This is a genomic window from Gemmiger sp. An120 (assembly GCF_002160955.1).
In the GTDB taxonomy this organism is placed as follows: Bacteria; Bacillota; Clostridia; order Oscillospirales; family Ruminococcaceae; genus Gemmiger_A; species Gemmiger_A avium.
This window is the reverse complement of record NZ_NFLN01000004.1, coordinates 45,544-68,946: the sequence shown is the minus strand read 5'-3', so window position 1 is coordinate 68,946 and position 23,403 is coordinate 45,544. Positions and strand designations below refer to the sequence as shown.

The 23,403-nt window shown below is 63.6% G+C and carries 20 protein-coding genes and 1 tRNA gene; 14 read left to right on the top strand and 7 right to left on the bottom strand.

Going from position 1 to position 23,403, the window contains the following annotated elements; all coding sequences use genetic code 11:
- Positions 1-136: 136 nt before the first annotated feature.
- The 4 genes from B5E65_RS05065 to B5E65_RS05050 form a co-directional block, all read right to left on the bottom strand.
- Positions 137-682, bottom strand: a complete 546-nt coding sequence (locus tag B5E65_RS05065) for a hypothetical protein (RefSeq protein WP_143402974.1) — start codon at positions 680-682, stop codon at positions 137-139.
- 1 nt (position 683) lies between these two features.
- Positions 684-1,292, bottom strand: a complete 609-nt coding sequence (locus B5E65_RS05060) for a J domain-containing protein (protein WP_087170687.1) — start codon at positions 1,290-1,292, stop codon at positions 684-686.
- Between the two features lie 12 nt (positions 1,293-1,304).
- Positions 1,305-2,213, bottom strand: a complete 909-nt coding sequence (locus B5E65_RS05055) for a DUF5685 family protein (RefSeq protein ID WP_143402973.1) — start codon at positions 2,211-2,213, stop codon at positions 1,305-1,307.
- A 124-nt stretch (positions 2,214-2,337) separates the two neighbouring features.
- On the bottom strand, positions 2,338-3,138 hold the full coding sequence (locus B5E65_RS05050) for a polysaccharide deacetylase family protein (RefSeq protein WP_087170685.1): 801 nt from the start codon (positions 3,136-3,138) through the stop codon (positions 2,338-2,340).
- Positions 3,139-3,237: 99 nt separating this feature from the next.
- On the opposite strand from B5E65_RS05050, the gene B5E65_RS05045 reads away from it, so the two are divergent.
- The 5 genes from B5E65_RS05045 to B5E65_RS05025 all read left to right on the top strand — a co-directional run bounded on the left by B5E65_RS05045 (position 3,238) and on the right by B5E65_RS05025 (position 7,970).
- Positions 3,238-4,530: a DNA recombination protein RmuC gene (locus tag B5E65_RS05045; protein ID WP_087170684.1), complete on the top strand. Its 1,293-nt coding sequence runs from the start codon at positions 3,238-3,240 to the stop codon at positions 4,528-4,530.
- Positions 4,531-4,588: 58 nt separating this feature from the next.
- Positions 4,589-4,672 (top strand) — tRNA-Leu (locus B5E65_RS05040).
- Positions 4,673-4,786: 114 nt separating this feature from the next.
- Positions 4,787-5,131, top strand: coding sequence for a PadR family transcriptional regulator (locus tag B5E65_RS05035; RefSeq protein WP_087170683.1), 345 nt, complete (start codon positions 4,787-4,789; stop codon positions 5,129-5,131).
- Positions 5,128-6,222: an HAAS signaling domain-containing protein gene (locus tag B5E65_RS05030; RefSeq protein WP_087170682.1), complete on the top strand. Its 1,095-nt coding sequence runs from the start codon at positions 5,128-5,130 to the stop codon at positions 6,220-6,222. The genes B5E65_RS05035 and B5E65_RS05030 overlap by 4 nt, the downstream gene beginning before the upstream one ends.
- Before the next feature lie 143 nt (positions 6,223-6,365).
- Positions 6,366-7,970 carry a CTP synthase gene (locus tag B5E65_RS05025; protein ID WP_087170681.1) on the top strand — a complete coding sequence of 535 codons (1,605 nt, stop codon included), beginning with the start codon at positions 6,366-6,368 and terminating at the stop codon, positions 7,968-7,970.
- A 51-nt stretch (positions 7,971-8,021) separates the two neighbouring features.
- On the opposite strand, the gene B5E65_RS05020 is transcribed toward B5E65_RS05025, so the two are convergent.
- Positions 8,022-9,203 carry an LL-diaminopimelate aminotransferase gene (locus tag B5E65_RS05020; RefSeq protein ID WP_087170680.1) on the bottom strand — a complete coding sequence of 394 codons (1,182 nt, stop codon included), beginning with the start codon at positions 9,201-9,203 and terminating at the stop codon, positions 8,022-8,024.
- Positions 9,204-9,552: 349 nt separating this feature from the next.
- Here B5E65_RS05020 and B5E65_RS05015 point away from each other — a divergent pair, with 349 nt between their 5' ends.
- The 7 genes from B5E65_RS05015 (at position 9,553) to B5E65_RS04985 (ending at position 17,523) form a co-directional block, all read left to right on the top strand.
- Positions 9,553-10,866: a glutamine synthetase family protein gene (locus B5E65_RS05015; RefSeq protein ID WP_087170679.1), complete on the top strand. Its 1,314-nt coding sequence runs from the start codon at positions 9,553-9,555 to the stop codon at positions 10,864-10,866.
- Positions 10,867-10,904: 38 nt separating this feature from the next.
- The gene (locus tag B5E65_RS05010; RefSeq protein WP_087170678.1) at positions 10,905-11,474 is read left to right on the top strand and encodes an ANTAR domain-containing response regulator; all 570 of its coding nucleotides are present in this window, start codon (positions 10,905-10,907) and stop codon (positions 11,472-11,474) included.
- Positions 11,475-11,622: 148 nt separating this feature from the next.
- Complete coding sequence (locus tag B5E65_RS05005; protein ID WP_087170677.1) at positions 11,623-12,975, top strand: N-acetyl sugar amidotransferase; 1,353 nt, start codon at positions 11,623-11,625, stop codon at positions 12,973-12,975.
- Positions 12,972-13,751 carry an imidazole glycerol phosphate synthase subunit HisF gene (gene hisF, locus B5E65_RS05000; protein WP_087170676.1) on the top strand — a complete coding sequence of 260 codons (780 nt, stop codon included), beginning with the start codon at positions 12,972-12,974 and terminating at the stop codon, positions 13,749-13,751. Before B5E65_RS05005 ends, hisF begins: the two co-directional genes overlap by 4 nt.
- Complete coding sequence (gene hisH / locus B5E65_RS04995; RefSeq protein WP_087170675.1) at positions 13,736-14,398, top strand: imidazole glycerol phosphate synthase subunit HisH; 663 nt, start codon at positions 13,736-13,738, stop codon at positions 14,396-14,398. The genes hisF and hisH overlap by 16 nt, the downstream gene beginning before the upstream one ends.
- A 13-nt stretch (positions 14,399-14,411) precedes the next feature.
- Positions 14,412-15,410, top strand: a complete 999-nt coding sequence (gene asnA / locus B5E65_RS04990; RefSeq protein ID WP_087170674.1) for an aspartate--ammonia ligase — start codon at positions 14,412-14,414, stop codon at positions 15,408-15,410.
- Positions 15,411-15,447: 37 nt separating this feature from the next.
- Complete coding sequence (locus B5E65_RS04985; RefSeq protein ID WP_087170673.1) at positions 15,448-17,523, top strand: glutamine synthetase III family protein; 2,076 nt, start codon at positions 15,448-15,450, stop codon at positions 17,521-17,523.
- Between the two features lie 150 nt (positions 17,524-17,673).
- Here B5E65_RS04985 and B5E65_RS04980 read toward each other — a convergent pair whose 3' ends face one another.
- Positions 17,674-19,182 (bottom strand): 4Fe-4S dicluster domain-containing protein, encoded by a 1,509-nt coding sequence (locus tag B5E65_RS04980; RefSeq protein ID WP_087170672.1) that lies wholly within the window; start codon positions 19,180-19,182, stop codon positions 17,674-17,676.
- A gap of 104 nt (positions 19,183-19,286) precedes the next feature.
- Complete coding sequence (gene mtaB / locus B5E65_RS04975) at positions 19,287-20,582, bottom strand: tRNA (N(6)-L-threonylcarbamoyladenosine(37)-C(2))-methylthiotransferase MtaB (protein ID WP_087170671.1); 1,296 nt, start codon at positions 20,580-20,582, stop codon at positions 19,287-19,289.
- Positions 20,583-20,745: 163 nt separating this feature from the next.
- Between mtaB and B5E65_RS04970 the strand changes: the two genes are divergently transcribed.
- On the top strand, positions 20,746-21,924 hold the full coding sequence (locus B5E65_RS04970) for a D-alanyl-D-alanine carboxypeptidase family protein (protein ID WP_087170670.1): 1,179 nt from the start codon (positions 20,746-20,748) through the stop codon (positions 21,922-21,924).
- A 117-nt stretch (positions 21,925-22,041) separates the two neighbouring features.
- Positions 22,042-23,379: a glucose-6-phosphate isomerase gene (locus tag B5E65_RS04965; protein ID WP_087170669.1), complete on the top strand. Its 1,338-nt coding sequence runs from the start codon at positions 22,042-22,044 to the stop codon at positions 23,377-23,379.
- Positions 23,380-23,403 lie beyond the last annotated feature (24 nt).

Below are 23,403 nucleotides of genomic sequence, written 5' to 3'. Positions count from 1 at the left end.
CCAGAGGGTCACCCGCCGAATCTTTCGATAAACCCTCACCTCGTCACCCTTACGGCCTGTCTGCCGCATGGCCCGGCGCTTTCCTATATCTGCGGATCGGCCCCGCCTCCTTTCGCGTAATACCCGCGCGCCCGCCTTACCGCCGCTTGGGCAGCAGGGGACGGATGCGCACCAGATAGACCCGCGTTATGTTGATCAGTGCCCGGTCATAGATCCAAAGAGTCAGATTTCCAAGCACCAGCAGCAAAGGCAGCATCCAGGACTGGTACGTGCGCAGTTCTTCTATAATATATTCCAGACGGAATACGAGCGTGAGCGTGCCGTACATGGCGGCAATCGCCCCGTTCCATACCGTCAGCTTTACCCCCCAGCGAAGGGCGGCGGGCCGGATACGATCCAGCCGCACCTTCAAAAGGGGATAATAGCCAAGCAAAAAAATAAAGGCAAACGCCAGCTCCAGATCCGGCACCGTCAAAGCGCAGATCAGCGACACAGCCAGCCAGGTCAGCCAGGCGGCCTTGGCGCCGCACTCGATCAGAACCGGCACCAGCAGAATACCGCCCAGCGCCGGCGCACAAAAGGTAGCCAGCGGCAGCACACTGCCGCAAAGCATCACCGCCACGCAAAGCCCGGCCATGATGCCGCAGAATGCTACCCGCCAGCTTCCTGTTTGACGGCGCATCTCAGCAGCCCCGCCCGCAGCCGCAGCACATATCCATGCACATCATGGCCATGCACATATCGCAGCAGCTGCACCCGACAGCCCCACCCTGGGGCATCCCATAGGGGGCGTTGTAGGGATTGCCATGCATCTGGCCGCCCGCGCTGTTTTTCAGATTGCGGTAAGCGGCGGCGTATTCCCGGTTGGAGGGCGCCATGCGGCAGGCCTGCTCAAAATAGGCCTGTGCCTCACCCAGCCATCCCTTATAATAGTAGGCGCTGCCCATCAGGAAATTCCACTCGGCGCTGGCCTGCCCGTTGGGAATCTGCTGCAGCGCGGTCAGCGCGTCATCCGCCCGGCCTTCACTGATCATCGCCCGGATCTGGGGATATCCGGTGGGGCCGCTTGTGGTGCCGCCCGGTTCGCTGCCGGCGGCACGGCCGGTGCGCAGCTGACCCATGATAGCGTCAAACGCTGCATCGATCTGCTGCATCTTTTCCCGGGCCTGGTCCTGCAGAGGGCCAGCCTCGTAGTTATCGGGGTTGTAGGTCTGTGCCAGCCGCCGGTAAGCGGCCCGCACCTCTTCTTCGGACGCGCCGGGCGCGATCCCCAGGATCTGATACGGGTCCATTGAAACGCCTCCTTATGGTTCAGGGTGCCGGCTGCGGGCGCCGGACGGTTTGCCCGCCCGGCTGATGCTCTGGGCCAGCCCCAGGAAGATAATATTGTCCAGTATGGTCTTGCTGTGCTGCCAGGGCAGCAGGTTGTAGCACAAAGCGATCTCACCCGCCGCCATCCGGCAGAGTTCCTGTGCCCGGGCGATGGCCTGTTCCCGGCTCATGCCCTGCAGCAAAAACACGTTGTAGCGGCCCCGCTGCCGGTCGGCTTCCAGGTCTTCGGCGGCGTCCAGCCAGTACAGGATCTTGCCCAGAAACAGCCCCAACCGTTCCAGCGCAGGCCGGTCGGCGGGGGAGGGGGCACAGCGGCCCAGGATCGCGGCGCACATCCGGCCGGTGGGCTCGGCGGCCTGATCGGGGCTTTTGGCCCGGGCGGCTTCCAGCTCCTGCTGGGCCCGGGTCTGGGCGGCCAGTTCCGCGTCCAGATCCGGGTACGCGGCGGCGGCTTTGCGCCAGGCACCCCGCAGCAGCAGGCGAAGCCCGCTAGCGGCCAGCGCCCGGGGACCGCGCTCATCGGTGCGGTCGTCCTCCAGCTTGTACCAGCACAGCAGCACCATCGCGGCCGCCGCCAGCCGAAGCCCGCCGGTGGTCTGCAGAATGCAGTGCCGGCGTACCGGGCTGGCAATGCACCGGCAGCGACATACACCGCCCATCTCACCGGCCAGGCTGTCCGCCATCAGGGCTACCAGCACCAGGTCGTAGTTGAGGAACATCCGGGAAACAAAACCGTACTCCCGGCCCAGCTGCCCGCACAGGCCGCAGTAGGTGGCCCGGTAGCTTTCCCACTCCCGGATGCGAAGCTCCGGTTTGCAGGGGGTCACATAGCCAAACATCCCATAGTTTCCCCCTTTCCGGCGTTCGCATGCTTGTATCATACACCATTCCTGTGGATTTTACAATTCGCCGGGGCGGTTGTTCCGGAAAAGTTTACAAATATTCCCCCGAAAATCCGCCGAACCGCACAAAAAAGCCGCTCCGGCGGCGCGAAGCGGCGGTATATTATTGCGGCAGATCCGCCACCGTGCAGAACTGGTACCCGTTTTCCTTGAACCAGCTGATAATGTCCGGCAGGGCCTCTACGGTGGTATCGGTAGCTTTGGTGTCGTGCATGAGCACTACGCACACGTTCCGGTCTTTGGCATCCTTTACAATGTTGCGCAGGATGGTCTGGGCATCCGGGTGCCCGCCGGCCGCATCCTCGGCGCTTACATTCCAGTCGATGGAATGGTACCCCCGCTCTTCCGCCTGCTCCTTGAGGCGGGTCATGATCTGGCTGCCGCCGTACCGGTGGCTGACCGTGTTGGTGCTGCCGCCGATAAACCGCAGCCAGGTCAATGCCTCCGGATCGGGTACATAGGGGGCCAGCTTTTCTTTCAGCGCCTTGATGTCCGCCCAGAAATCGGTGGTGCTGCTGTATACCTTGCTGTATTCGTGGGTACAGCTGTGCAGCCCGATCTGATGCCCGTCCGCCTGGATGCGTTCCAGCATGGGCAGCCACTTTTCGTTGTTTTCGGCGGTTACCACAAAAAAGGTGGCGGGCACCTGCTGTTCAGCCAGTATGTCCAGAATGGGCTCTGTATTGCGGCTGGGACCGTCGTCGAAGGTCAGCGCCACCCATTTCTGCCCATCCGCTTCCGCGGCCTGGGCCCGGGGCAGAAAGCCCGTATCATCCGGTATGTCGGTCAGATCGCCCGCCCGGCAGACCGCGCCCGGACCTGTCAGCCGCAGGGCAGCGGCGGCGCAGGCCAGTGCCAGAAGTCCGCCCGCCAGCAGCCGGCGGGTGCGTAAGGTCAGCTGCATCTCTCTCGCCTCTTTTTCTTGATTTGGCTTGCCAAAGCTTTTATACTTATAGCTATGACGCAAGTGTCCGGGTTATCCCGGTGGAATAAGGAGAAAAAGATGGAAATTGTGACGATGGTGGCCGCCCTGCTGGCCTGTGCGTTTTCGCTGGCGGCGCTGCTGCGCAGCCGCAGCAGCGGCGGATTGCAGGGGGAGGATCTGGAAAAGGTGCGGCAGGATCTGCTGGCGGAGCTGCGCCAGACCCGCCGGGAACTGGCCGAAGCCCAGAGCCGGGCCGCCCAGACCCAGGACAGCCACCTGCGGGAAGGGCTGCAGCATCTGGCCCAGCAGCAGAATACCCTGCAGCGCACCGTGACCGACCAGCTGCTGCTGGTGAACGAGCAGCTGAAAGGCACCGGCCTGCAGAGCGAGCAGAAGCTGGAGAATATCCGCCAGACGGTGGAGCAGCGGCTGGCCAGCCTGCAGGCGGACAACAACCAGCAGCTGGCCCAGATGCGCCAGACGGTGGATGAGAAACTGCAAAAGACCCTGGACGACAAGCTGCGCCAGAGCTTTGAGCTGGTAAGCAGCCGTCTGGAAGCGGTGTACAAGGGGCTGGGTGAGATGCAGACCCTGGCCGCCGGCGTGGGCGATCTGAAAAAGGTGCTGAGCAACGTGAAGACCCGGGGCATTCTGGGCGAGGTGCAGCTGGGCGCGATTCTGGAGCAGCTGCTGGCCCCGGCCCAGTACGAGGCCAACGTGGCCACTGTACCCGGCAGCAGCGAGCGGGTGGAGTACGCCCTGCGCCTGCCCGGGGACGGGGAAAACACCGTCTGGATGCCCATTGACGCGAAATTCCCGCTGGACGCCTACAACGCCCTGCTGGCGGCCTACGACGCCGCCGATCCGGTCGCCGTGGAGAGCGCTGCCAAGGAGCTGGACAAGCGGCTGCGCGCCTTTGCCAAGGACATCCACGACAAGTACCTGGCCCCGCCCCACACCACCGATTTTGGAGTGATGTTCCTGCCGGTGGAAGGGCTGTACGCTGAGGCGGTGCGCCGGGGCATTACCGAGCGGCTGCAGCGGGAATACAAGGTGGTGGCCGCCGGCCCCACCACCATGGCGGCGCTGCTGAACAGTCTGCAGATGGGCTTCCGCACCCTGGCGATCCAGAAGCGCTCGGGGGAGGTCTGGCAGGTGCTGGGCGGCGTAAAAGGAGAGTTCGCACGCTTCGGGCAGGCCCTGGCCCAGACCCAGGTCCGCCTGGACCAGGCCAGCCGGGAACTGGAAAACCTGGTGGGGGTGCGCACCCGTCAGATGCAGCGCCGTCTGGAGGCGCTGGACAAGCTGGACACCGGTGACGAACCGGTGACCCTGCTGCCGGGCGGCGTTCCCGGCCAACAAAACACTTGACGCGGGCGGGCGTTTTGTGCTAAAATATCCCTTGCAGCAGCTTGCCTGCTGCCTATATGCGGAAGTGCTGGAATCGGCAGACAGGCACGTTTGAGGTGCGTGTGTCCATGACGTGTGGGTTCAAGTCCCATCTTCCGCACCAGAATCCCGGATGCTTAGGCGTCCGGGATTTTTTTGCGCTAAAACCAAAAACAAATATTTTTGTATTGACAATACTGTGCAGCACACAGTATAATGCAAACAGGAGGTGACGCCGATGGGGGAGGAAAAAGATCTGTTGTCTGCCCTGCTGCTGGAACTGCGGCGGGGCACGTTGACCATCAGTGTGCTCAGCCAGATGAAGGAACCGAAATACGGTTACGCGCTGGTGCAGAGCCTGGAAGAAAAGGGGATCGCCATGGATCCCAACACCCTGTACCCGCTGCTGCGCCGGCTGGAGGGGCAGGGACTTCTGGAAAGCCAGTGGGAGACCGGCGGCGCAAAACCGCGCAAATATTACCGGCGCACCGAGTATGGCACCCAGGTGTATGAACAGCTGAAAACCCAGTGGGAGAGCCTGTCGGCCGCTATGGAGCGTATGTTGAGGGAGGAAGACGCATGACGACGGAGGAGAAGGATCTGCAGAACCGGTATGTGTACCAGGTAACCCGCTGCCTGCCCAAAGCGCAGCGGGAAGAGGTGCGCATGGAACTGGAAGAACTGATCGGGGATATGTACGCGGACAAGGGCTCCATGGAAGCGGTGCTGACCCAACTGGGGGACCCGGCCCGGTTTGCGGAGCAATACCGCAGCGGCCGCCAGTACCTGATCGGGCCGGAATACCTGGAAAGCTATCTGTGGTTTGTCCGGGTGGTGCTGCTCTGTGTGGCGGTGCCGGTTCTGGTTCTGTCACTGGTAAGCGCCCTGACCGGCCTGCCCGCCGCGGCGGGGCAGGATGCCGCCCTGCTGATTCTGCGGGCAGTGGCTGCGGGGTTGCGGAACGGGATCGTGAACGCATTGGCCGGCTGCGTCTCCGCGTTCGGCGCGGTTACCCTGCTTTTCATTGTAATGGAATGGCAGAAGGTGAAGATCGAGACCAGAAAGGCGGAGAGCTGGTCGGTGGAAAAGCTGGCGGACGGGCAGAAGCCCTCCCGACCCCGCTGGACGCCCCGTTTTCTGGAACCTGTGCCGGATCAGCGGGCGATTATTAACCGGGGAGAAAGCGCGGTTGGCATCGTGTTCATGGTAGTATTCTGCGTACTGCTGATTGCGGCGCCCTGGCTCTTTTCGGCCGTTTTTCCGCAGGAGGGCGCGGTCATCTTTGTGCCGCTGTTCAATCTGGAGCAGTGGCCGACCATCCTGCCGGTGTTTGTGCTCAGCCTGGTTATCGCCCTGGCGGACGAGATTTTGCAGATGGTGATGGGCTGCTACTGCAAGCTGGTCATGATCAGCAATATTCTGTGCGGCGTCATCCAGATTCTGCTGTGCGCCCTGCTGATGAAGGTTCTGCCCTTCTGGAACCCGAACTTTTCGGCCGAGGCGCAGGCGGCGCTGGCAACCAGTACCAGCAAAGCCGGGGAGTATCTGGCCTATTGGAACGCGGATACGGTGTCCACGGTGGTGCTGGCGGTGATGATCCTGATTACCCTGGCGGAGATGGGCACCACCATATACAAAACGCTGCGTTACGGCGCAGCCGTCCGGCTCGGCTGATTTGTCTTGACAAGCCGCCTGTGGGCGGGGTATAATAGCAAGCTGTTAGGACAAGGACGTCCATTTCCCGACGCGGGCTTCGCGCCGGGGGATGGGCGTCCTTTCTCGTTTTTGCGCAAAAACAGGAACAGGGGGAACGGCAGATGGCAAGCAAACATATATTCGTGACCGGCGGCGTGGTTTCCGGTCTGGGCAAGGGCATCAGCGCGGCCAGCCTGGGGCGGCTGCTGAAACAGCGGGGGCTGCGGGTGGCGGCCCAGAAACTGGACCCGTACGTGAACGTGGACCCGGGCACCATGAGCCCGTATCAGCACGGGGAGGTATTCGTCACCGAGGACGGTGTGGAGACCGACCTGGATCTGGGACACTACGAACGGTTTATTGACGAGGACCTGAACAAGCTGTCCAACCTGACCAGCGGCCGGGTTTACTGGAACGTGCTGCACAAGGAGCGGGCAGGGGAATACCTGGGCCATACCGTCCAGATCATTCCCCATGTGACCGGGGAGATCAAGCGGTTTGTCTACGGGCTGGCGGAGTATACCCAGGCGGACGTGGTCATTACCGAGATCGGCGGTACCATCGGCGATATTGAGAGCCAGCCGTTCCTGGAGGCCATCCGGCAGATCAGCCGGGAGGTGGGCCGGGAAAACTGCATGTTCCTGCATGTGGTGCTGGTACCCTGGCTGAAATGCTCCGGCGAGCACAAGACCAAACCCGCCCAGCACTCGGTGCATGAGCTGCAGAGCATGGGCATTATGCCGGACGTGATCATTGCCCGCTGCGACGAACCGCTGGAGGACGGCATCCGGCAGAAGCTGGCGGCGTTCTGCAACGTGGAGCCGGAATGCGTCATCGAAAACCAGACCCTGGACAGCCTGTACGACGTGCCGCTGATGCTGCATGACGCGGATCTGGACGGGCTGGTCTGCCGCCGGTTTGGCTTTGACACCCCGGAACCGGATCTGACCGAGTGGAAAGAACTCTGCCGCCGCACAGGCCAGCTGGAGCGCACTGTGACCATCGCCATGGTGGGCAAATATGTGGAGCTGCACGACGCCTACCTGTCGGTGGTGGAGGCGCTGCACCACGGCGGTTTTGAAAACCGGGCGGCGGTATCTATCCGCTGGGTGGATGCGGACCAGCTTACGGAGGAGAATGTGGCCGAGCGCCTGGCCGGTGTGGACGGCGTTCTGGTGCCGGGCGGTTTCGGCAGCCGGGGCGTGGAGGGCATGATCCTGGCCGCCCGCTGGGCCCGGGAGAACCGGGTGCCCTATCTGGGCATCTGCCTGGGTATGCAGGTGGCGGTGATCGAAGCGGCCCGCAGCCTGGCGGGCCTGTCCGCCGCCAACAGCCGGGAGTTCGATCCGGAGGGCAGCGAGTGCGTGATCGACCTGATGCCGGATCAGCAGGGCAATCTGCCCAAGGGCGGCACCATGCGGCTGGGCGCCTATCCCTGCCGTCTGGCCGAGGGCAGCCGGATGCGGGCCGTGTACGGCGGCGCGCCGGAAATTCAGGAGCGGCACCGCCACCGGTACGAGGTCAGCAACGTGTTCCGCGCCCGGCTGGAGCAGGCGGGGCTGGTGTTCAGCGGCACTTCGCCGGACGGCCATCTGGTGGAGGCCATGGAACTGCCCGGCCATCCCTATTACCTGGCGGTGCAGTATCACCCCGAGTTCAAAAGCCGGCCCAACCGGGCCCATCCCCTGTTCCGGGAACTGGTGCGCGCCTGCCTGCAGGAACAGTAAACACAAAAAATCCCGGGGCCGTCGGCCCCGGGATTTTTTGTGTATCTTCACTCAGCCCCGGCGCAGCCAGTCGGCCATGCGGGCCATGGCCTCGGCGGCCTGCTGTTCCCCCGCAAAGGCGGACAGGCGGAAATATCCCTCGCCATTGCGGCCGAAGCCGCTGCCCGGCGTGCCCACCACCCCGGCGTTCTCCAGCAGTGCGTCGAAGAAAGCCCAGGAATCCATGCCGCGGGGGCATTCCATCCACAGATAGGGGGAATCCTTGCCGCCGCAGTACCAGATCCCCAGATCATCCAGCACCCGGGCCACCACAGCGGCGCTGCGCAGATAGGCGTCGATGCTCTCCCGGCAGCCGGCCAGACCGGCGGGGGTGAACACCGCCTCGGCGGCCCGCTGCACCGGATAGGCCACCCCGTTCATCTTGGTGCTCTGGCGGCGCAGCCACATATCGTGCAGGTTCATGCCCTCCCGCACCAGGGTACGGGGCACCACCGTGTAGCCGCAGCGGGTGCCGGTGAATCCGGCGGTCTTGCTCAGGCTGCACACCTCGATGGCGCATTCCTCCGCGCCGGGGATTTCGTAGATGGTGCGGGGCACGCCGCTGCGGATAAAGGACTCGTAGGCCGCGTCGTACAGAATCACGGCGTCATGTTCCCGGGCGTATTCCACCCAGCGGGTCAGCCCGGCCTTGTCGTAGGCGGCGCCGGTGGGGTTGCCGGGAGAGCACAGATAGATCAGCTGGGCGTCCAGGCTGTCATCGGGCAGAGGCAGGAAGCCGTTTTCCCGGGTGGCGTCCAGATAGGCCACCGGCCGCCCGGCCATCAGGTTGGTGTCCCGGTAAACCGGGTACACCGGGTCGGGGATCAGCACCCGGCAGTCGGTGGTGAACAGATCCGGCAGGTTCCCCAGATCGCTCTTGGCGCCGTCGCTTACAAAGATATCCGCCGGGTCTACCTGCACCCCCATGCTTTCGTAGTACCCGCTGATGGCCTGCCGCAGGAACGGATACCCCTGCTCCGGGCCATACCCGCGGAAGCTGTCCGCCTGGCCCTGTTCGGCGCTGGCCGCCTGCATGGCCTGCACCACCGGCGGGCAGAGCGGCCGGGTCACGTCCCCGATCCCCATATGGATCAGGGATTTGTCCGGATGGGCCTGCCGGTAGGTCTGCACCCGGCGAGCCACCTCGCTGAACAGGTAGCTGCGGGGCACATCGTCAAAATGGTGGTTGATCATATTGTATACGCTCCTTTCCCGAAACCCGAAAAAGCAAAACGTCCGCGCCGGTACCGGCAGCGGTACCAGCGCGGACGCCTTTGTCCATAGGATATAAAATAGCATCGCCCCCGGGAATTGTCAAGGCGCGCCGCCGCCTATGCGCTATACTTGCCAAGGCACAGGGCTTTAAATGGAAAAAGTTTGTGCAACTGACAAAATCCGGCCGCGGCGGCCCGATTTTGCTTGACGAAGCGCCCGGCCGGGGCTATAATGCAGCTATTGGAACCAGCAAAGGCGCTGCGGCCCCGCCAAGGGGAAGGCAGCGCCTTTTCCCATATTCATATCCGCACGGCAAGGAGGCATCCCCATGAGCCACTCTCTTTCCCAGCTGCTCTCGTTTATTGAAGAAAACGACATCAAATTCATCCGTCTGGCATTCTGCGACATCTTCGGCGTGCAGAAAAACATCGCCATTATGGCCAGCCAGCTGCCCCATGCGGTGGAGGCGGGCGTCTCCTTTGATGCGTCGGCCATCGCGGGATTTGCCAATGTGGCGGAATCGGATCTGTTCCTGGTGCCGGATCTGGATACCTTCTGCCTGCTGCCCTGGCGCCCCAGCGAAAGCTGCGTGGCCCGGGTGATGTGCAACATCCGCTATCCGGACGGCCGCCCCTTTGAGGGGGATGGCCGGCACCTGCTGCAGCGGGTGGAGCGCCAGGCCGAGCAGGCCGGCTACCGCCTGCTGGCGGGCCCGGAATGTGAGTTCTATCTGTTCGAGACCGACGAACGGGGCCTGCCCACCAACCGCCCCTTTGACCGGGCCGGGTACTTTGACATTGCCCCCATGGACCGGGGTGAAAACGTGCGCCGGGAGATCTGCCTGACGCTGGAGGAAATGGGCATCCAGCCGGAGCGCAGTCACCACGAGCAGGGCCCTGGCCAGAACGAGATTGATTTCCGGTGCGCTTCGCCGCTGCACGCGGCCGATGACCTGATGACCATGCGCACGGCGGTCAAGGCCATCGCCGCCCAGAACGGGCTGTTTGCCTCCTTCCTGCCCAAACCCCTGCCCGGGGCCAGCGGCAGCGGCCTGCACATGAATCTGTCCCTGTTCCGGAACGGGGAAAACCTGTTCCGCGGCTTTGCCGAAAACCCGGATCCGGAGGCGGCCGCTTTCCTGGCGGGCATCCTGCGGCGGGTGCCGGAGATCACCGTGTTTGCCGACCCGCTGCCCGGCTCCTACAACCGGCTGGGCTGCCACGAGGCGCCGGGCGTGGTCAGCTGGAGCTGCCAGAACCGCTCCTCTCTGGTGCGGGTGCCTGCCGCCAAAGGGGACGACTGCCGCATGGAACTGCGCAGCCCCGACCCCTCCTGCAACCCCTATGTGGTCACAACCCTGCTGCTGGAGGCGGGCTTTGAGGGCATCCGGGATAAACTGACCCTGCCGCCCTCCACCAACTTTGCGGTTTACCGGCCCTCCGAAGCGCCGAATCTGACCCCGCTGCCCGCCGATCTGGCCGAGGCGGTAGCGGCCGCCCGCAAGAGCGATTTTCTGCCCCGGGTGCTGCCCGCCCGTTTGCTGAACGACTATCTTGCCTATAAACAAAAGGAGGCCGAGGCCTACGCCGCTGAGCCGGACCCGGTCCTTTACGAGATGGAACAGTATTTTGACCGTATCTGAAATACCGCCCTACGCGGCGTAAAAGTGAGGTGAGCCCAATGGCCGGTGTCCTGATCGCAAGCGACCGTCAGTACCACGACACCCTGCGCACCCTGTTTGCGGGGCCCGGCCAGGGGGCGGTCTGCTGTACCAGCGCGGGGGAAGCCCGCCGCGCCATGGGCCAGAACGGCTGTGAACTGCTGGTGGTCAACGCGCCGCTGCCGGACGAATTCGGCCGGGATCTGGCCGTGCAGGCGGCGGACAGCGGGGCGGGGGTCATCCTGCTCTGCCCCGGGCCGCAGGCGGACCGGCTGGCCGCCGGGCTGGAAAAGTACGGGGTGTTCGTGCTGGGACGGCCGCTTTCCCGCCAGCAGGCGGCGTTTGCGCTGCGGCTCATCCGCACCAGCCAGCAGCGGGTGCGGGCGCTGATGGCCCAGAACCAGCGTCTGGCCAAACGGCTGGACGAAGCCCGGGTGATCAGCCGCGCCAAATGCGTGCTGGCCCGGTATGCGGACCTCTCCGAAGAGGAGGCGCACCGGCTGATTGAAAAACGGGCAATGGATGCCCGCATTACCAGCCGGGAAGCCGCGCTGGAAATTTTGCAGAACTACGAAGACCGGGCCCTGTGAGCCCGCCATCCTATCGACAGGCAAAGGCGCCTGCCGCGCAGAGGGAAAACTCCCCCTGCCGGCAGGCGCCTTTCCTTTATATATACGGCGCGGCAGGGCCGCGCCGGTTTGAAAGGAATCTTTGAAGGAAAAGTGAGGCGTACAACCTATGGAAAAATTGCCCCGATACCTGCCCATCGACTATGCGAAATATGATCCGTCCATCCCGGACGAGGAGCGGGAAGCGTATTTCGGCCTGCCCCGCAAGGTGCAGTTCTGCCGCGAATGTGTGATGAGCAACCAGAAGCCCAACAGCTGCCAGGAGTTCGAGCACACCATCCGCTCGAAAAAGGCCACCATGGTGATTCAGGAGGACGGCGTCTGCGATGCCTGCCACGCCTGCCACAACAAGGAGGGCCGCATCGACTGGGCCGACCGGGAGCGGCAGCTGCGGGAACTGTGTGACCGGTATCGCAAAACCGACGGCAGCTACGACTGCCTGGTGCCCGGTTCCGGCGGCAAGGACAGCTTCTATGCCGCCCATCTGCTGAAATACAAGTACGGGATGCATCCGCTTACCGTTACCTGGGCCCCGCACATCTACACCAGCTGGGGCTGGCAGAACTTTGAGGCCTGGATCCACGCGGGATTTGACAACTACCTGTGTACCCCCAACGGCCTGACCCACCGGCTGCTGACCCGGCTGGCCACCGAAAACCTGTTCCATCCGTTCCAGCCGTTTATCCTGGGCCAGAAGCAGCTGGCCCCCAAGATGGCCGCCAAATTCGGTATTCCGCTGGTATTCTACGGGGAGAACGAAGCCGAGTTCGGCAATCCCATCGCGGACAATGACACCGCCCTGCGGGACGAACGGTTCTTTGCCACCAACGACTTCGACCATATCTATCTGGGCGGCGTGTCGCTGCGGCAGCTGAAGGAGGATTTCGGGGTGGACGCGGCCGACCTGGCCATCTACCTGCCCTGCGAGACCAGCGACGTGGAGAAAAACCACATCCAGGTCCATTACATGGGCTACTACGAAAAGTGGCATCCCCAGGGCGCCTACTATTACAGCGTGGAGCACGGCGGGTTTGTCCCCAGCCCGGAGCGCACCGCCGGTACCTATTCCAAGTACAATTCCATCGACGACAAGGTGGACGACTTCTTCTATTACACCACCTACATCAAGTACGGCATCGGCCGCTGCACCTACGACGCGGCCCAGGAGATCCGCAACCACGAGATCACCCGCCCGGAGGGCGTGGCCCTCTGCCGCAAGTTTGACGGGGAATTCCCCGCCCGGTTTGCCGATGAATTCTTCCGGTATATCTCCATCGACAAAAAGCATTTCGGCAAAGCCGCCGACTGCTTTGAGCAGCCGGAAATGGATCTGGATTACTTCATGCACCTGGCCGACCGGTTCCGTTCGCCCCACCTGTGGAATTACAAGGACGGCGTCTGGTCGCTGCGGCATACCCCCTATGAGGGCGACAGCCTCTGCGGCTGGGGGGCGGCGCGATGAGCCGGGTACGCCTGATCGCCCGGCTGGATGTAAAGGACGAGAACCTGGTCAAGGGCATCCAGTACGAGGGGCTGCGAAAACTGGGCGATCCGCACGAGTTCGCGGTGCGGTATTACCGGCAGGGCGTGGATGAGCTGCTCTACCTGGACACGGTTGCCAGCCTGTATGAGCGCAACAATCTGGGGGACATTCTTCGCCAGGCTACCGCCGATGTGTTTATCCCCATCACCGCGGGCGGCGGGCTGCGCAGCGTGGAGGACGTGGCCGCCATCCTGCGGGCAGGGGCGGACAAGGCCGCCATCAACACCGCGGCCCTGCGCCGGCCGGAACTGATCGGGGAAGTCGCCCGGGCGTTCGGCAGCCAGTGCATGGTGCTCAGCGTGCAGGCCAAGCGGCGGAACCCCGCCGATCCGTCCGCCGGCTGGGAAGCCTACTACGACAATGGCCGGGAACACTCCGGCCGGGATGTGCTGGAGTGGGTCAAAGAGGGGGTGGCCCGGGGGGCAGGGGAGATCCTGCTTACCGGCGTAGATAAAGAGGGATTCCGCAAAGGCATGGATCAGGAGCTGATCGCCGCTGTCTGTGCCGCGGTGCCTGTGCCGGTGATTGCTGCCGGCGGCGCGTCCGGGGCCGGGGATCTGGCCCGGGCTGTACAGGGCGGCGCGGCAGCGGTGGCCGTAGGCAGCATCCTGCACTACGGCGATGCCGACATCCCCACCCTCAAGGAACAACTGGCCCGACAGGGCGTGGAGGTGAGAGTATGCGGCCGGTCGTAACCATCATTGACTATGGCCGGGGCAACCTGCTCAGTGTGCGGCGGGCGCTGGAACACTGCGGCGCACAAACCCTGTTCGCTCACAGCCCCCGGGATCTGCAGAAAACGGCGGCGCTGGTGCTGCCGGGCGTAGGCTCCTTTGCCGACGGCATGGCCCGTCTGCGGGAGAGCGGCCTGGACGAGGCCATCCGGCAGAAGGCGTCCGAAGGAGTGCCGCTGCTGGGGATCTGCCTGGGTATGCAGATGCTGTTTGATACCGGCTATGAGGACGGCGAAACCGCCGGTCTGGGGCTGATCCCCGGCACGGTGGAGCCGCTGCCCCGGCTGGATACCGACGGCGCGCCGCTGCGGGTTCCCCACGTGGGATGGAGCGGGCTGTACCCGTCCCGCACGGCGGGATTTGCCGCCTTGCCGCTGGCGGATGTGCAGCCGGGCGAAGAGGTGTACTTCGTGCACAGCTTTGCCGCCCATCCCTCCCGGGAGGCTGACCGCCTGGCCTATACCCTGTATGGCGGCCACACCGTATGCGCGGCGGTGCAGCGGGCCAATGTAACCGGCGTGCAGTTTCATCCGGAAAAAAGTGCCAAGACAGGCCTGGGTATCCTGCAGGCGTTTGTTCGCCTGGCTGGCGCCCCGGCCTTGGAATAAGGAGGAATGACCTATGAAAAAAGCGTATACCCCCGTTTTGGGCCTGTATGACACCCAGAAAGCCATTGGTTTTATCAAGCAGACCTTCCAGCAGGAGCTGGCCCGGCGGCTGAGCCTCTCCCGTGTGACCGCGCCGCTGTTCGTGGATCCGGCCACCGGCCTGAACGACGACCTGAACGGTGTGGAACGCCCGGTATCCTTTGATATTCCGGCCATTCCCACCCTGCCCGCCGCCCAGGTGGTACACAGCCTGGCCAAGTGGAAGCGCATGGCGCTGGGCCGCTACGGATTTGCCGCCGGTACCGGCCTGTATACCGACATGAACGCTATCCGCCGGGACGAGGAACTGGATGCTCTCCACTCGGTCTACGTGGATCAGTGGGACTGGGAAAAGGTGATCACCCGGGAAACCCGCACGGTGGAACAGCTGAAAGAAACGGTCCGTCAGATCGTGGCGGCGGTCTGCGATACCCTGGACGCGGTGAAAAAGGAATATCCCGCCCTGCCGGTGGAGCTGTCCCGTGAGGTCAGCTTTGTGACTACCCAGGAACTGGAAGACCGGTGGCCTGACAAGACCCCGAAAGAGCGGGAGGACGCCTGGCTGCAAGACCATCCCACCGCCTTTGTCATGCAGATCGGCGGGGCTTTGAAGAGCGGCCAGAAGCACGACGGCCGCGCCCCCGACTATGACGACTGGGCGCTGAACGGGGATATCCTGTTCTGGAACAGTGTGCTGGGCCACGCTTTTGAGGTGTCCAGCATGGGCATCCGGGTGGATGCGGAGAGCATGCGCCGCCAGTGCGAACTGGCCGGCTGCCCCCAGCGGCTGGAGCTGCCGTTCCACAAGGCGGTGCTGGACGGCACCCTGCCCCTGACCATGGGCGGCGGCATCGGCCAGAGCCGTCTGTGCATGCTGCTGCTGGGCAAGGCCCACATTGGTGAGGTGCAGGTCAGCCTGTGGCCGCAGGAGATGGTAAAGGATTGCGAACAAGCGGGTATTCCGCTGCTGTAAACGAAAAACAGCGTGTTTGAGGGAAGGAGAGTTTAGTATGCAGAACGTACCGGAACTGTTCGGCAGTATGGTTTTTAATGACAAGGTGATGAAGGCGCACCTCCCCCGGGATGTGTACCGTTCTCTGAAAAATACCATCCAGCGGGGCGCGCCGCTGGATCTGGATGTGGCCAACGTGGTGGCCACCTGTATGAAGGACTGGGCGGTAAGCAAGGGCGCCACCCATTTTACCCACTGGTTTCAGCCCATGACCGGTGTTACCGCCGAGAAGCACGACAGCTTCATCAGCCCCTGCGGCGATGGCGGCGTGATTATGGACTTCTCCGGCAAGGAACTGGTCAAGGGCGAGCCGGACGCCTCCAGCTTCCCCTCCGGCGGCCTGCGCGCCACCTTTGAGGCCCGCGGCTACACCGCCTGGGACCCCACCAGCTACGCCTTTATCAAGGACGATACCCTCTGTATCCCCACCGCCTTTTGCAGCTATACAGGCCAGGTGCTGGACAAGAAAACCCCGCTGCTGCGCAGCATGGAGGCACTGAGCCGCCAGGCGGTGCGGGTGCTGGCGCTGTTCGGCAAAAAGGCCTGCCGGGTCACCGCCACCATCGGGCCGGAGCAGGAATATTTCCTCATCAACAAGCAGGACTATGCCTGCCGCCCGGACCTGATCCTGACCGGCCGTACCCTGGTGGGTGCGCCCGCCCCCAAGGGCCAGGAGATGGAGGATCACTATTTTGGCTCCCTGCGGCCCCGGGTCAAGGTGTTTATGGCCGATCTGGATGAGGAGCTCTGGAAGCTGGGCATCCTGGCCAAGACCGAACATAACGAGGTGGCCCCCTGCCAGCACGAGATGGCCCCCATCTTTGCCACCGCCAACATTGCCACCGACGCCAACCAGCTGACCATGGAGGTCATGAAGAAGGTGGCCGACCGGCACGGGTTTGCCTGCCTGCTGCACGAAAAGCCCTTTGAGGGTGTCAACGGCAGCGGCAAGCACAACAACTGGAGCATGAGCACCGAAAAGGGAGAGAACCTGCTGGATCCGGGCTCCACCCCGGCCGAGAACACCCAGTTCCTGCTGTTCCTCACCGCGGTGATCAAGGCGGTGGATGATTTCCAGGATCTGCTGCGCATCAGCGTGGCCAGCGCCGGAAACGACCACCGGCTGGGCGCCAACGAAGCGCCCCCGGCCATTGTGTCGGTGTATGTGGGGGATGAACTGCAGGCGGTCATTGACTGCCTGATCGAGGGCACCCCCTGCCGCCCCAATGCCCCCACCGTGCTGGATACCGGCGCCGTGGTGCTGCCCAACCTGCCCCGGGATACCTCCGACCGGAACCGCACCAGCCCCTTTGCCTTTACCGGCAACAAGTTTGAGTTCCGGATGCCCGGTTCGTCCTTCAATATTGCCTGCACCAACGTGATGCTCAACACCGCTGTGGCGGACGCGCTGGCCCAGTATGCGGATGAGCTGGAGGGCAGCGCCGATTTCCAGAAGGATCTGCTGACCCTGATCCGCCGGGAACTGGCGGCCCATCAGCGCATCCTGTTCAACGGCAACGGCTACGGCGAGGAGTGGCCGGTGGAGGCCGCGCGCCGGGGCCTGTGCAACTTCCGCACCACCCCCGAGGCGCTGGTTCACTACACCGACGAAAAGAATGTGGCGCTGTTTGCCCGGCACGGCATCTATACCCGGGAAGAAATCGCCTCCCGGCAAGAGATCCTGCTGGACGAGTACGGCAAGGCCATCCGCATTGAGGCCCTGACACTGCTGGATCTGGTGCGCCAGCAGATTGCCCCCGCCTGCATCAAGTACGCCAACGGCCTGGCCGCCGGCGTAAGCGCCAAGAAGGCGCTGGGCATCGAGGCCCCTGCCGAGGCCGCGCTTACCGGCAAGGTGAGTGCCCTCACCGGCGAGATGCTGGCGGCTGCCGACAGCCTGGATGCCTGCGTGGCGGCCATGCCGCAGGATGTGACCGAGCTGGCCCGCTACTGCGCCGACAAGGTGCTGCCCGCCATGGCGGCGGTCCGTACCCCGGCCGATAAGCTGGAGCAGACGGTGGACCGTACCCTGTGGCCGCTGCCCACCTACAGCGATATGCTTTTCTACGTATGAGAGCGGGCGCCGGCCCGGGTTGTTCCGACGGTGTTCCCCCGGCCGGGCGGCCGGGTGCGGCGAACGGTTCTCAATGCTCGTTTTTCCTTTCAAACCGAGAAGCCCCGGTGCGCACAGCGCACCGGGGTTTCTCGGTTATAATGTTCTGTATCAGTCGTGCAGGAAGTTCAGGGTAATCTCGTAGGGGCTGTCCAGCGCGTCCTGGAGATTGGCTTCCTTCTTGTACTTGGCCAGGATGGCCGCGGTCTTGGCCGGGTCGGCCAGGGTGCCCGCACCGGCGATACAGCCGCCGGGGCAACCCATGCCCTCCAGCAGATAGCCGTTGTACTTGCCGGCCTTGGCCATCATCAGCAGCTTCTTGCACTCCGCCAGGCCCTGGGCGCTGGCGATCTTGACCTCGCGCTCCGGGTCCAGACGATGGATGGCGTCGGCCACAGCCTGCGCCACGCCGCCGCTGACGGCAAAGCCGCGGCCTGCGGCGGTGGCACGGTCCAGACCGCCCTCGTCCTCCAGAATGTCGAAGTCCACTTCACGGGCCTCAAACATGCCCATCAGTTCCTCAAAGGTCAGCACAAAGTCCACATCGCTGCGCACGGTGCGGCGACTGGCCTCCAGCTTCTTGGCGGAGCAGGGCCCGATAAAGGCCACCTTGATGTTCTTGTGCTGCTTCTTCAGCAGGCGGGCAGTCAGCACCATGGGGGTCATGGTCATGCTGATGTAGGGGGCCAGTTCCGGGAACAGCTTCTTGGCCATCACGCTCCAGGACGGGCAGCAGCTGGTCGCCATGAACGGCTGATGCTCCGGCACCTCACGCATGAAGTCCTTGGCTTCCTCCACGGTGCACAGGTCGGCGCCGATGGCCACCTCCACCACGTCGTCAAAGCCCAGCTGCTTCATGGCAGCCTTGAACTTCTCCGGGGTCAGGCCGGGGAACTGGTTGATGAACGCCGGGGCCACGATGGCAAACACCCGGTCGCCCTGCTGGATGGACTGGATCAGCTGGAAGATCTGGCCCTTGTCGGAAATGGCGCCGAAGGGGCAGTTCACCAGGCACATGCCGCAGGATACGCACTTGTCGTAATCAATTTCGGCACGGCCGAACTCGTCCGACTTGATGGCGTTCATGCCGCAGGCCTGGGCGCAGGGCCGCTCCATCTTCACGATGGCATGGTAGGGGCAGGCGTCCACGCACTTGCCGCACTTGATGCACAGATCCTGGTCAATGTGGCTCAGCCCGTTGCGGAAAGAAATCGCCTTTTTGGGGCAGACTTCCTGGCAGGGATGGGCCAGACAGCCCTGACACATGCTGGTTACCTTGACCAGCTTCTCCGGGCAGCTGTTGCAGGCAAACTTAATCACGTTGATCAGCGGCGGATCGTAGTACTTTTCCGCAATGGCGCTGTGCTCCACGCCGGCGCTGGCGGGTATCTGGGTGTCCACCGGACGCAGGGGCAGGCCCATGGCCAGCCGGATACGCTCGCTTACGATGGCCCGCTCCAGGAAGATGTTGTGCCGCAGCTTGCCGATTTCGCCGGGCACGATCTTAAAGGGCAGGGTAGTCATCTTTTCCGCATAATTTCCGCCTTCGTAGGACATCCGGGCCACTTCGGTAAAGACTTTGCGGCGGATGTCGATTACGGGGGTGTAGATTCCTCGCATGGTGGTACTCCTTTCACACTTCGGGTCTCGTCAAAAGAATAACATAAAACCGCCGCGCCGCCAAGGGGCAAAATGGATTTTTCTTTGGCAGTTTTGCGCTTTTTTTACTCCGCCAGCCGGGCACGGCTGTGCTCACCCTCCCAGGGGCCCAGCTCCACCGGTACCACGTCGCCGCCGGTATGGCCGGGGGCGCTTACCACCACCGGCAGGTACAGCCGGGTATAGCCGGTGAACAGGGTGGCCGAAAGCGGCTTTTCCAGCAGCACTTCCTCCCGGCGGCCCTCCATCTCCGCCGCCAGCCGCGCCCGGGCCGCGTCCGCGGCTTTCTGCATCCGGTGCACCCGGGCAGCCTTTTCCGCCTCCGGGATCTGATCCGGGAAATCCGCCGCTGGGGTGCCCGGCCGGGCCGAGTAGGGGAATACATGCACCTTCAGAAATCCGAAGGACTCCACAAACGCCAGGCTCTGGCGGAACTCCTCCTCGGTCTCGCCGGGAAAACCTGCAATCACGTCGGTGGTAAAGCTTACATTTCCGCCGAAAGCCGCCCGCAGCTTGTCCGCCACAGCCACATACTGGGCCGTGTCGTAGATCCGGCGCATCCGCCGCAGGGTGGCGTCACAGCCGCTCTGCAAAGAGAGATGAAACTGGGGGCACAGGCTGTCCACCCCGGCCAGGATTTCAATCTCACTGTCGGTCATCAGATCCGGCTCCAGGCTGCCCAGCCGGATGCGGTCGATGCCCTCCACCTGCCCGCAGGCGGCGGTCAGGCGGGCCAGGGTGCTGCCGGTATCCTTGCCGTAACTGGACAGGTTGATGCCCGCCAGCACCACTTCCCGGTAGCCCGCGTCCGCCAGGGTGCGCAGTTCCGCCAGCACGCTTTCCTGGCTGCGGCTGCGCACCCGGCCCCGGGCCCGGGGAATCACGCAGTAGGCGCACTGCCGGTCGCAGCCGTCCTCTACCTTGATGAACGCCCGGGTATGGCCCTCGAACCGCTCCATGGGCAGTTCTTCAAAGGCTTCGCCCCGCTCGTGGGGGGCAATCTCCACCAGCCGTTCGCCGCTGTCCAGCACCCGCTGCACCCGCTCCAGCAGGCCGCGCCGGTCGGTGCTGCCGGTTACCAGATCGGCTTCCTCCATGGCGGCAGCCTCCTCCGGGAATGCCTGGGGATAGCAGCCGGTCAGCACGGTCACCGCGCCGGGATTTTCCCGCTTGGCCCGCCGCAGCCACTGGCGGCTTTTCTTGTCGCCGCCCGCGGTCACGGTACAGCTGTTCACAATATAAACGTCTGCCGGTTCATCCTTCCCGGCCAGGGTGTAGCCGTTCTGGCAGAACAGCTGCTGCAGCGCCCCGGTCTCGTTCTGGTTTACCTTGCAGCCCAGCGTATAAAAACTAACGCGCATAGTGTTTCCTCGCAATATGTGTTTCTTACAGGGCATGTGCGGCCCCGTATCACACCTTATTATAACGGAATCTGCGCCCCGGCACAACCGCCCCGCACGACTAATTTGCAACCCTGTCCCATATACATACGGTAAAGATCAATGGGGAAGTGAGGAACGCATCATGAAACAATGTATTGCGGCGCTGCTGGCGCTGCTCCTGCTGGTCGGTATGCCGGTGTCCGCCGCTGAAGCGCAAACGGCACAGGACGTGCAGCCCTTTACCTTTGCGCAGCCGGACTTTGACGTACCCTGCCGGGCTGCCGTGCTTATGGACCAGGCCACTGGTGCCATTCTGTACGAGAAGCTGCCGGACGAGCGTCTGCCCATCGCCTCCATCACCAAGGTGATGACCCTGCTGCTCACCTTTGAGGCGCTGGAGGCGGGCCGCATCAGTCTGGACGACATCGTGCCGGTCAGCGAGCATGCCTACGATATGGGCGGCAGCCAGATCTGGCTGGAACCCGGCGAGCAGCTGACCCTGCGAGAGATGCTCAAGGCCATCTGCGTGGCCAGCGCCAACGACGCGGCGGTGGCGGTGGCGGAGTACGTGGGCGGCAGCGAGGCGGCCTTTGTGGAGATGATGAACGCCAAAGCCCAGGAGCTGGGGCTGACCGGCACCCATTTTGCCAATGCCAGCGGCCTGGATGCCAGCGGCCATCTGTCCTGTGCCCGGGATGTGGCGATGCTCAGCCGGGAGACGCTTACCAAACACCCGCAGATCACCGAGTACACAACCATCTGGACAGACAGTCTGCGGGGCGGCGAGACTCAGCTGGTCAACACCAACAAACTGCTGCGCCGGTATGAGGGGATCACCGGCCTCAAGACCGGCACCACCAGCGGCGCGGGAATCTGCATCACCGCCAGCGCCACCCGGAACGGCCTGTCCCTGATCGCGGTGGTGCTGGGGGCGGGCAGCAGTGCCGACCGTTTTGACGCGGCCACCACCCTGCTGGACTACGGCTTTGCCAATTTTGAAAACGCCGCCGCGCCGCTGCCGGAAAACGCCCCGCTGACCCTGCCCGTGACCCTGGGGGACGACGCCCGGGTGACGCTGGCCTACCGGCTGCCCGGCGCGCTGCTGGTGCCCAAGGGCGGCGCGGCTTCCCTGCATGCGGAACTGACCCTGCCCGGGCAGCTGGAAGCCCCGGTGGAGCAGGGCGCACAGGTAGGGGTGGTGCAGCTGTATGCGGGCGAACAGCTGCTGGGCGAATACCCGGTGGTCACCGCCGGCCCGGTGGCCCGCCGTACCCTTTCCACCGCCTTTTCCGCCCTGCTGCGGGAGCTGTGCCGCCTGTAAACAGCGGGGGCGGGAAACTCCGTTTTTTCTGTCAAACTTGTGCCGCCTGCCTTGACAGTACCCGGGCAAAACTGTATAGTTATTACAAGACATCCACTGCTAAAGGGAGGCAGACGCATGAGCATAAAATTCAATGCAAAACACCTGAACGGGTTTGTGCGGGACGAGGAATTCGCCGCGATTTATCCGCAGGTGGAACTGGCCCACCAGATGCTGGAGAGCAAGACCGGCCCGGGCAATGATTTCCTGGGTTGGACCGATCTTCCGGTGGCCTATGATAAAGAAGAGTTCGCCCGGATCAAGGCCGCAGCGGCCCGCATCCGCAGCGACAGCGACGTGCTGGTGGTGATCGGCATCGGCGGCTCCTATCTGGGTGCCCGCGCCGTGATCGAGGCTGTCAAGGGCGCGATGTACAACTGCACCGTGCAGGACGGCCCCCAGATCTTCTTTGCCGGCAACTCCATCAGCCCGGCCTATCTGCAGGATATCCTGGACTGCTGCCGCGGCAAGCGTGTCAGCGTGAACATCATCTCCAAGTCCGGCACCACCACTGAGCCGGCCCTGGCGTTCCGTGTCTTCAAGAAATATCTGGAAGACACCGTGGGCGTTGAAGAGGCCCGCCGCCGGATCTACGCCACCACCGACCGTGCCCGCGGCACTCTGAAGCAGCTGGCCGACGCCGAAGGGTGGGAGACTTTCGTGGTGCCCGACGACGTGGGCGGCCGGTATTCGGTGCTCACCGCCGTGGGCCTGCTGCCCATCGCCTGCGCCGGCTGCGACATCGACGCGCTGATGAAGGGCGCGGCCGATGCCATGGCCGAGTATTCGGTGCTCAGCCCGGACAATGCCTGCTACCGCTACGCCGCGGCCCGCAACATCCTGTACCGCAAGGGCAAGGCTGTGGAGCTGATGGCCTGCTATGAGCCCAACTTCACCATGATGAACGAGTGGTACAAGCAGCTGTACGGCGAGAGCGAGGGCAAGGACCAGAAGGGCCTGATGCCCACCAGCGTGGTCTTCTCCACCGACCTGCATTCCATGGGCCAGTTCGTTCAGGACGGCGCCCGGATCATGTTTGAGACGGTTGTGGACATCAAGAAGCCCACCCGTGACCTGTTCATCGAGCGCAGCGCCGACAACTTTGACGGCCTGGACTTCCTGGCTGACCAGAACATGAGCGTGGTCAACCACAAGGCGCTGGAAGGCACCGTGCTGGCCCATACCGACGGCGGCGTGCCCAACATCCTGCTGGAGCTGGACAGCCTGTCCGAGTACGACCTGGGCGGCCTGATCTACTTCTTTGAGCGGGCCTGCGCGGTCAGCGGTTATCTGCTGGGCGTGAACCCCTTCGACCAGCCCGGTGTGGAAAGCTACAAGAAGAATATGTTCGCCCTGCTGGGCAAGCCCGGCTACGAGGACCGCAAGGCGGAACTGGAAGCCAAACTGGCAGACTGATCCCCCGCACTGAGTACAGTGTGA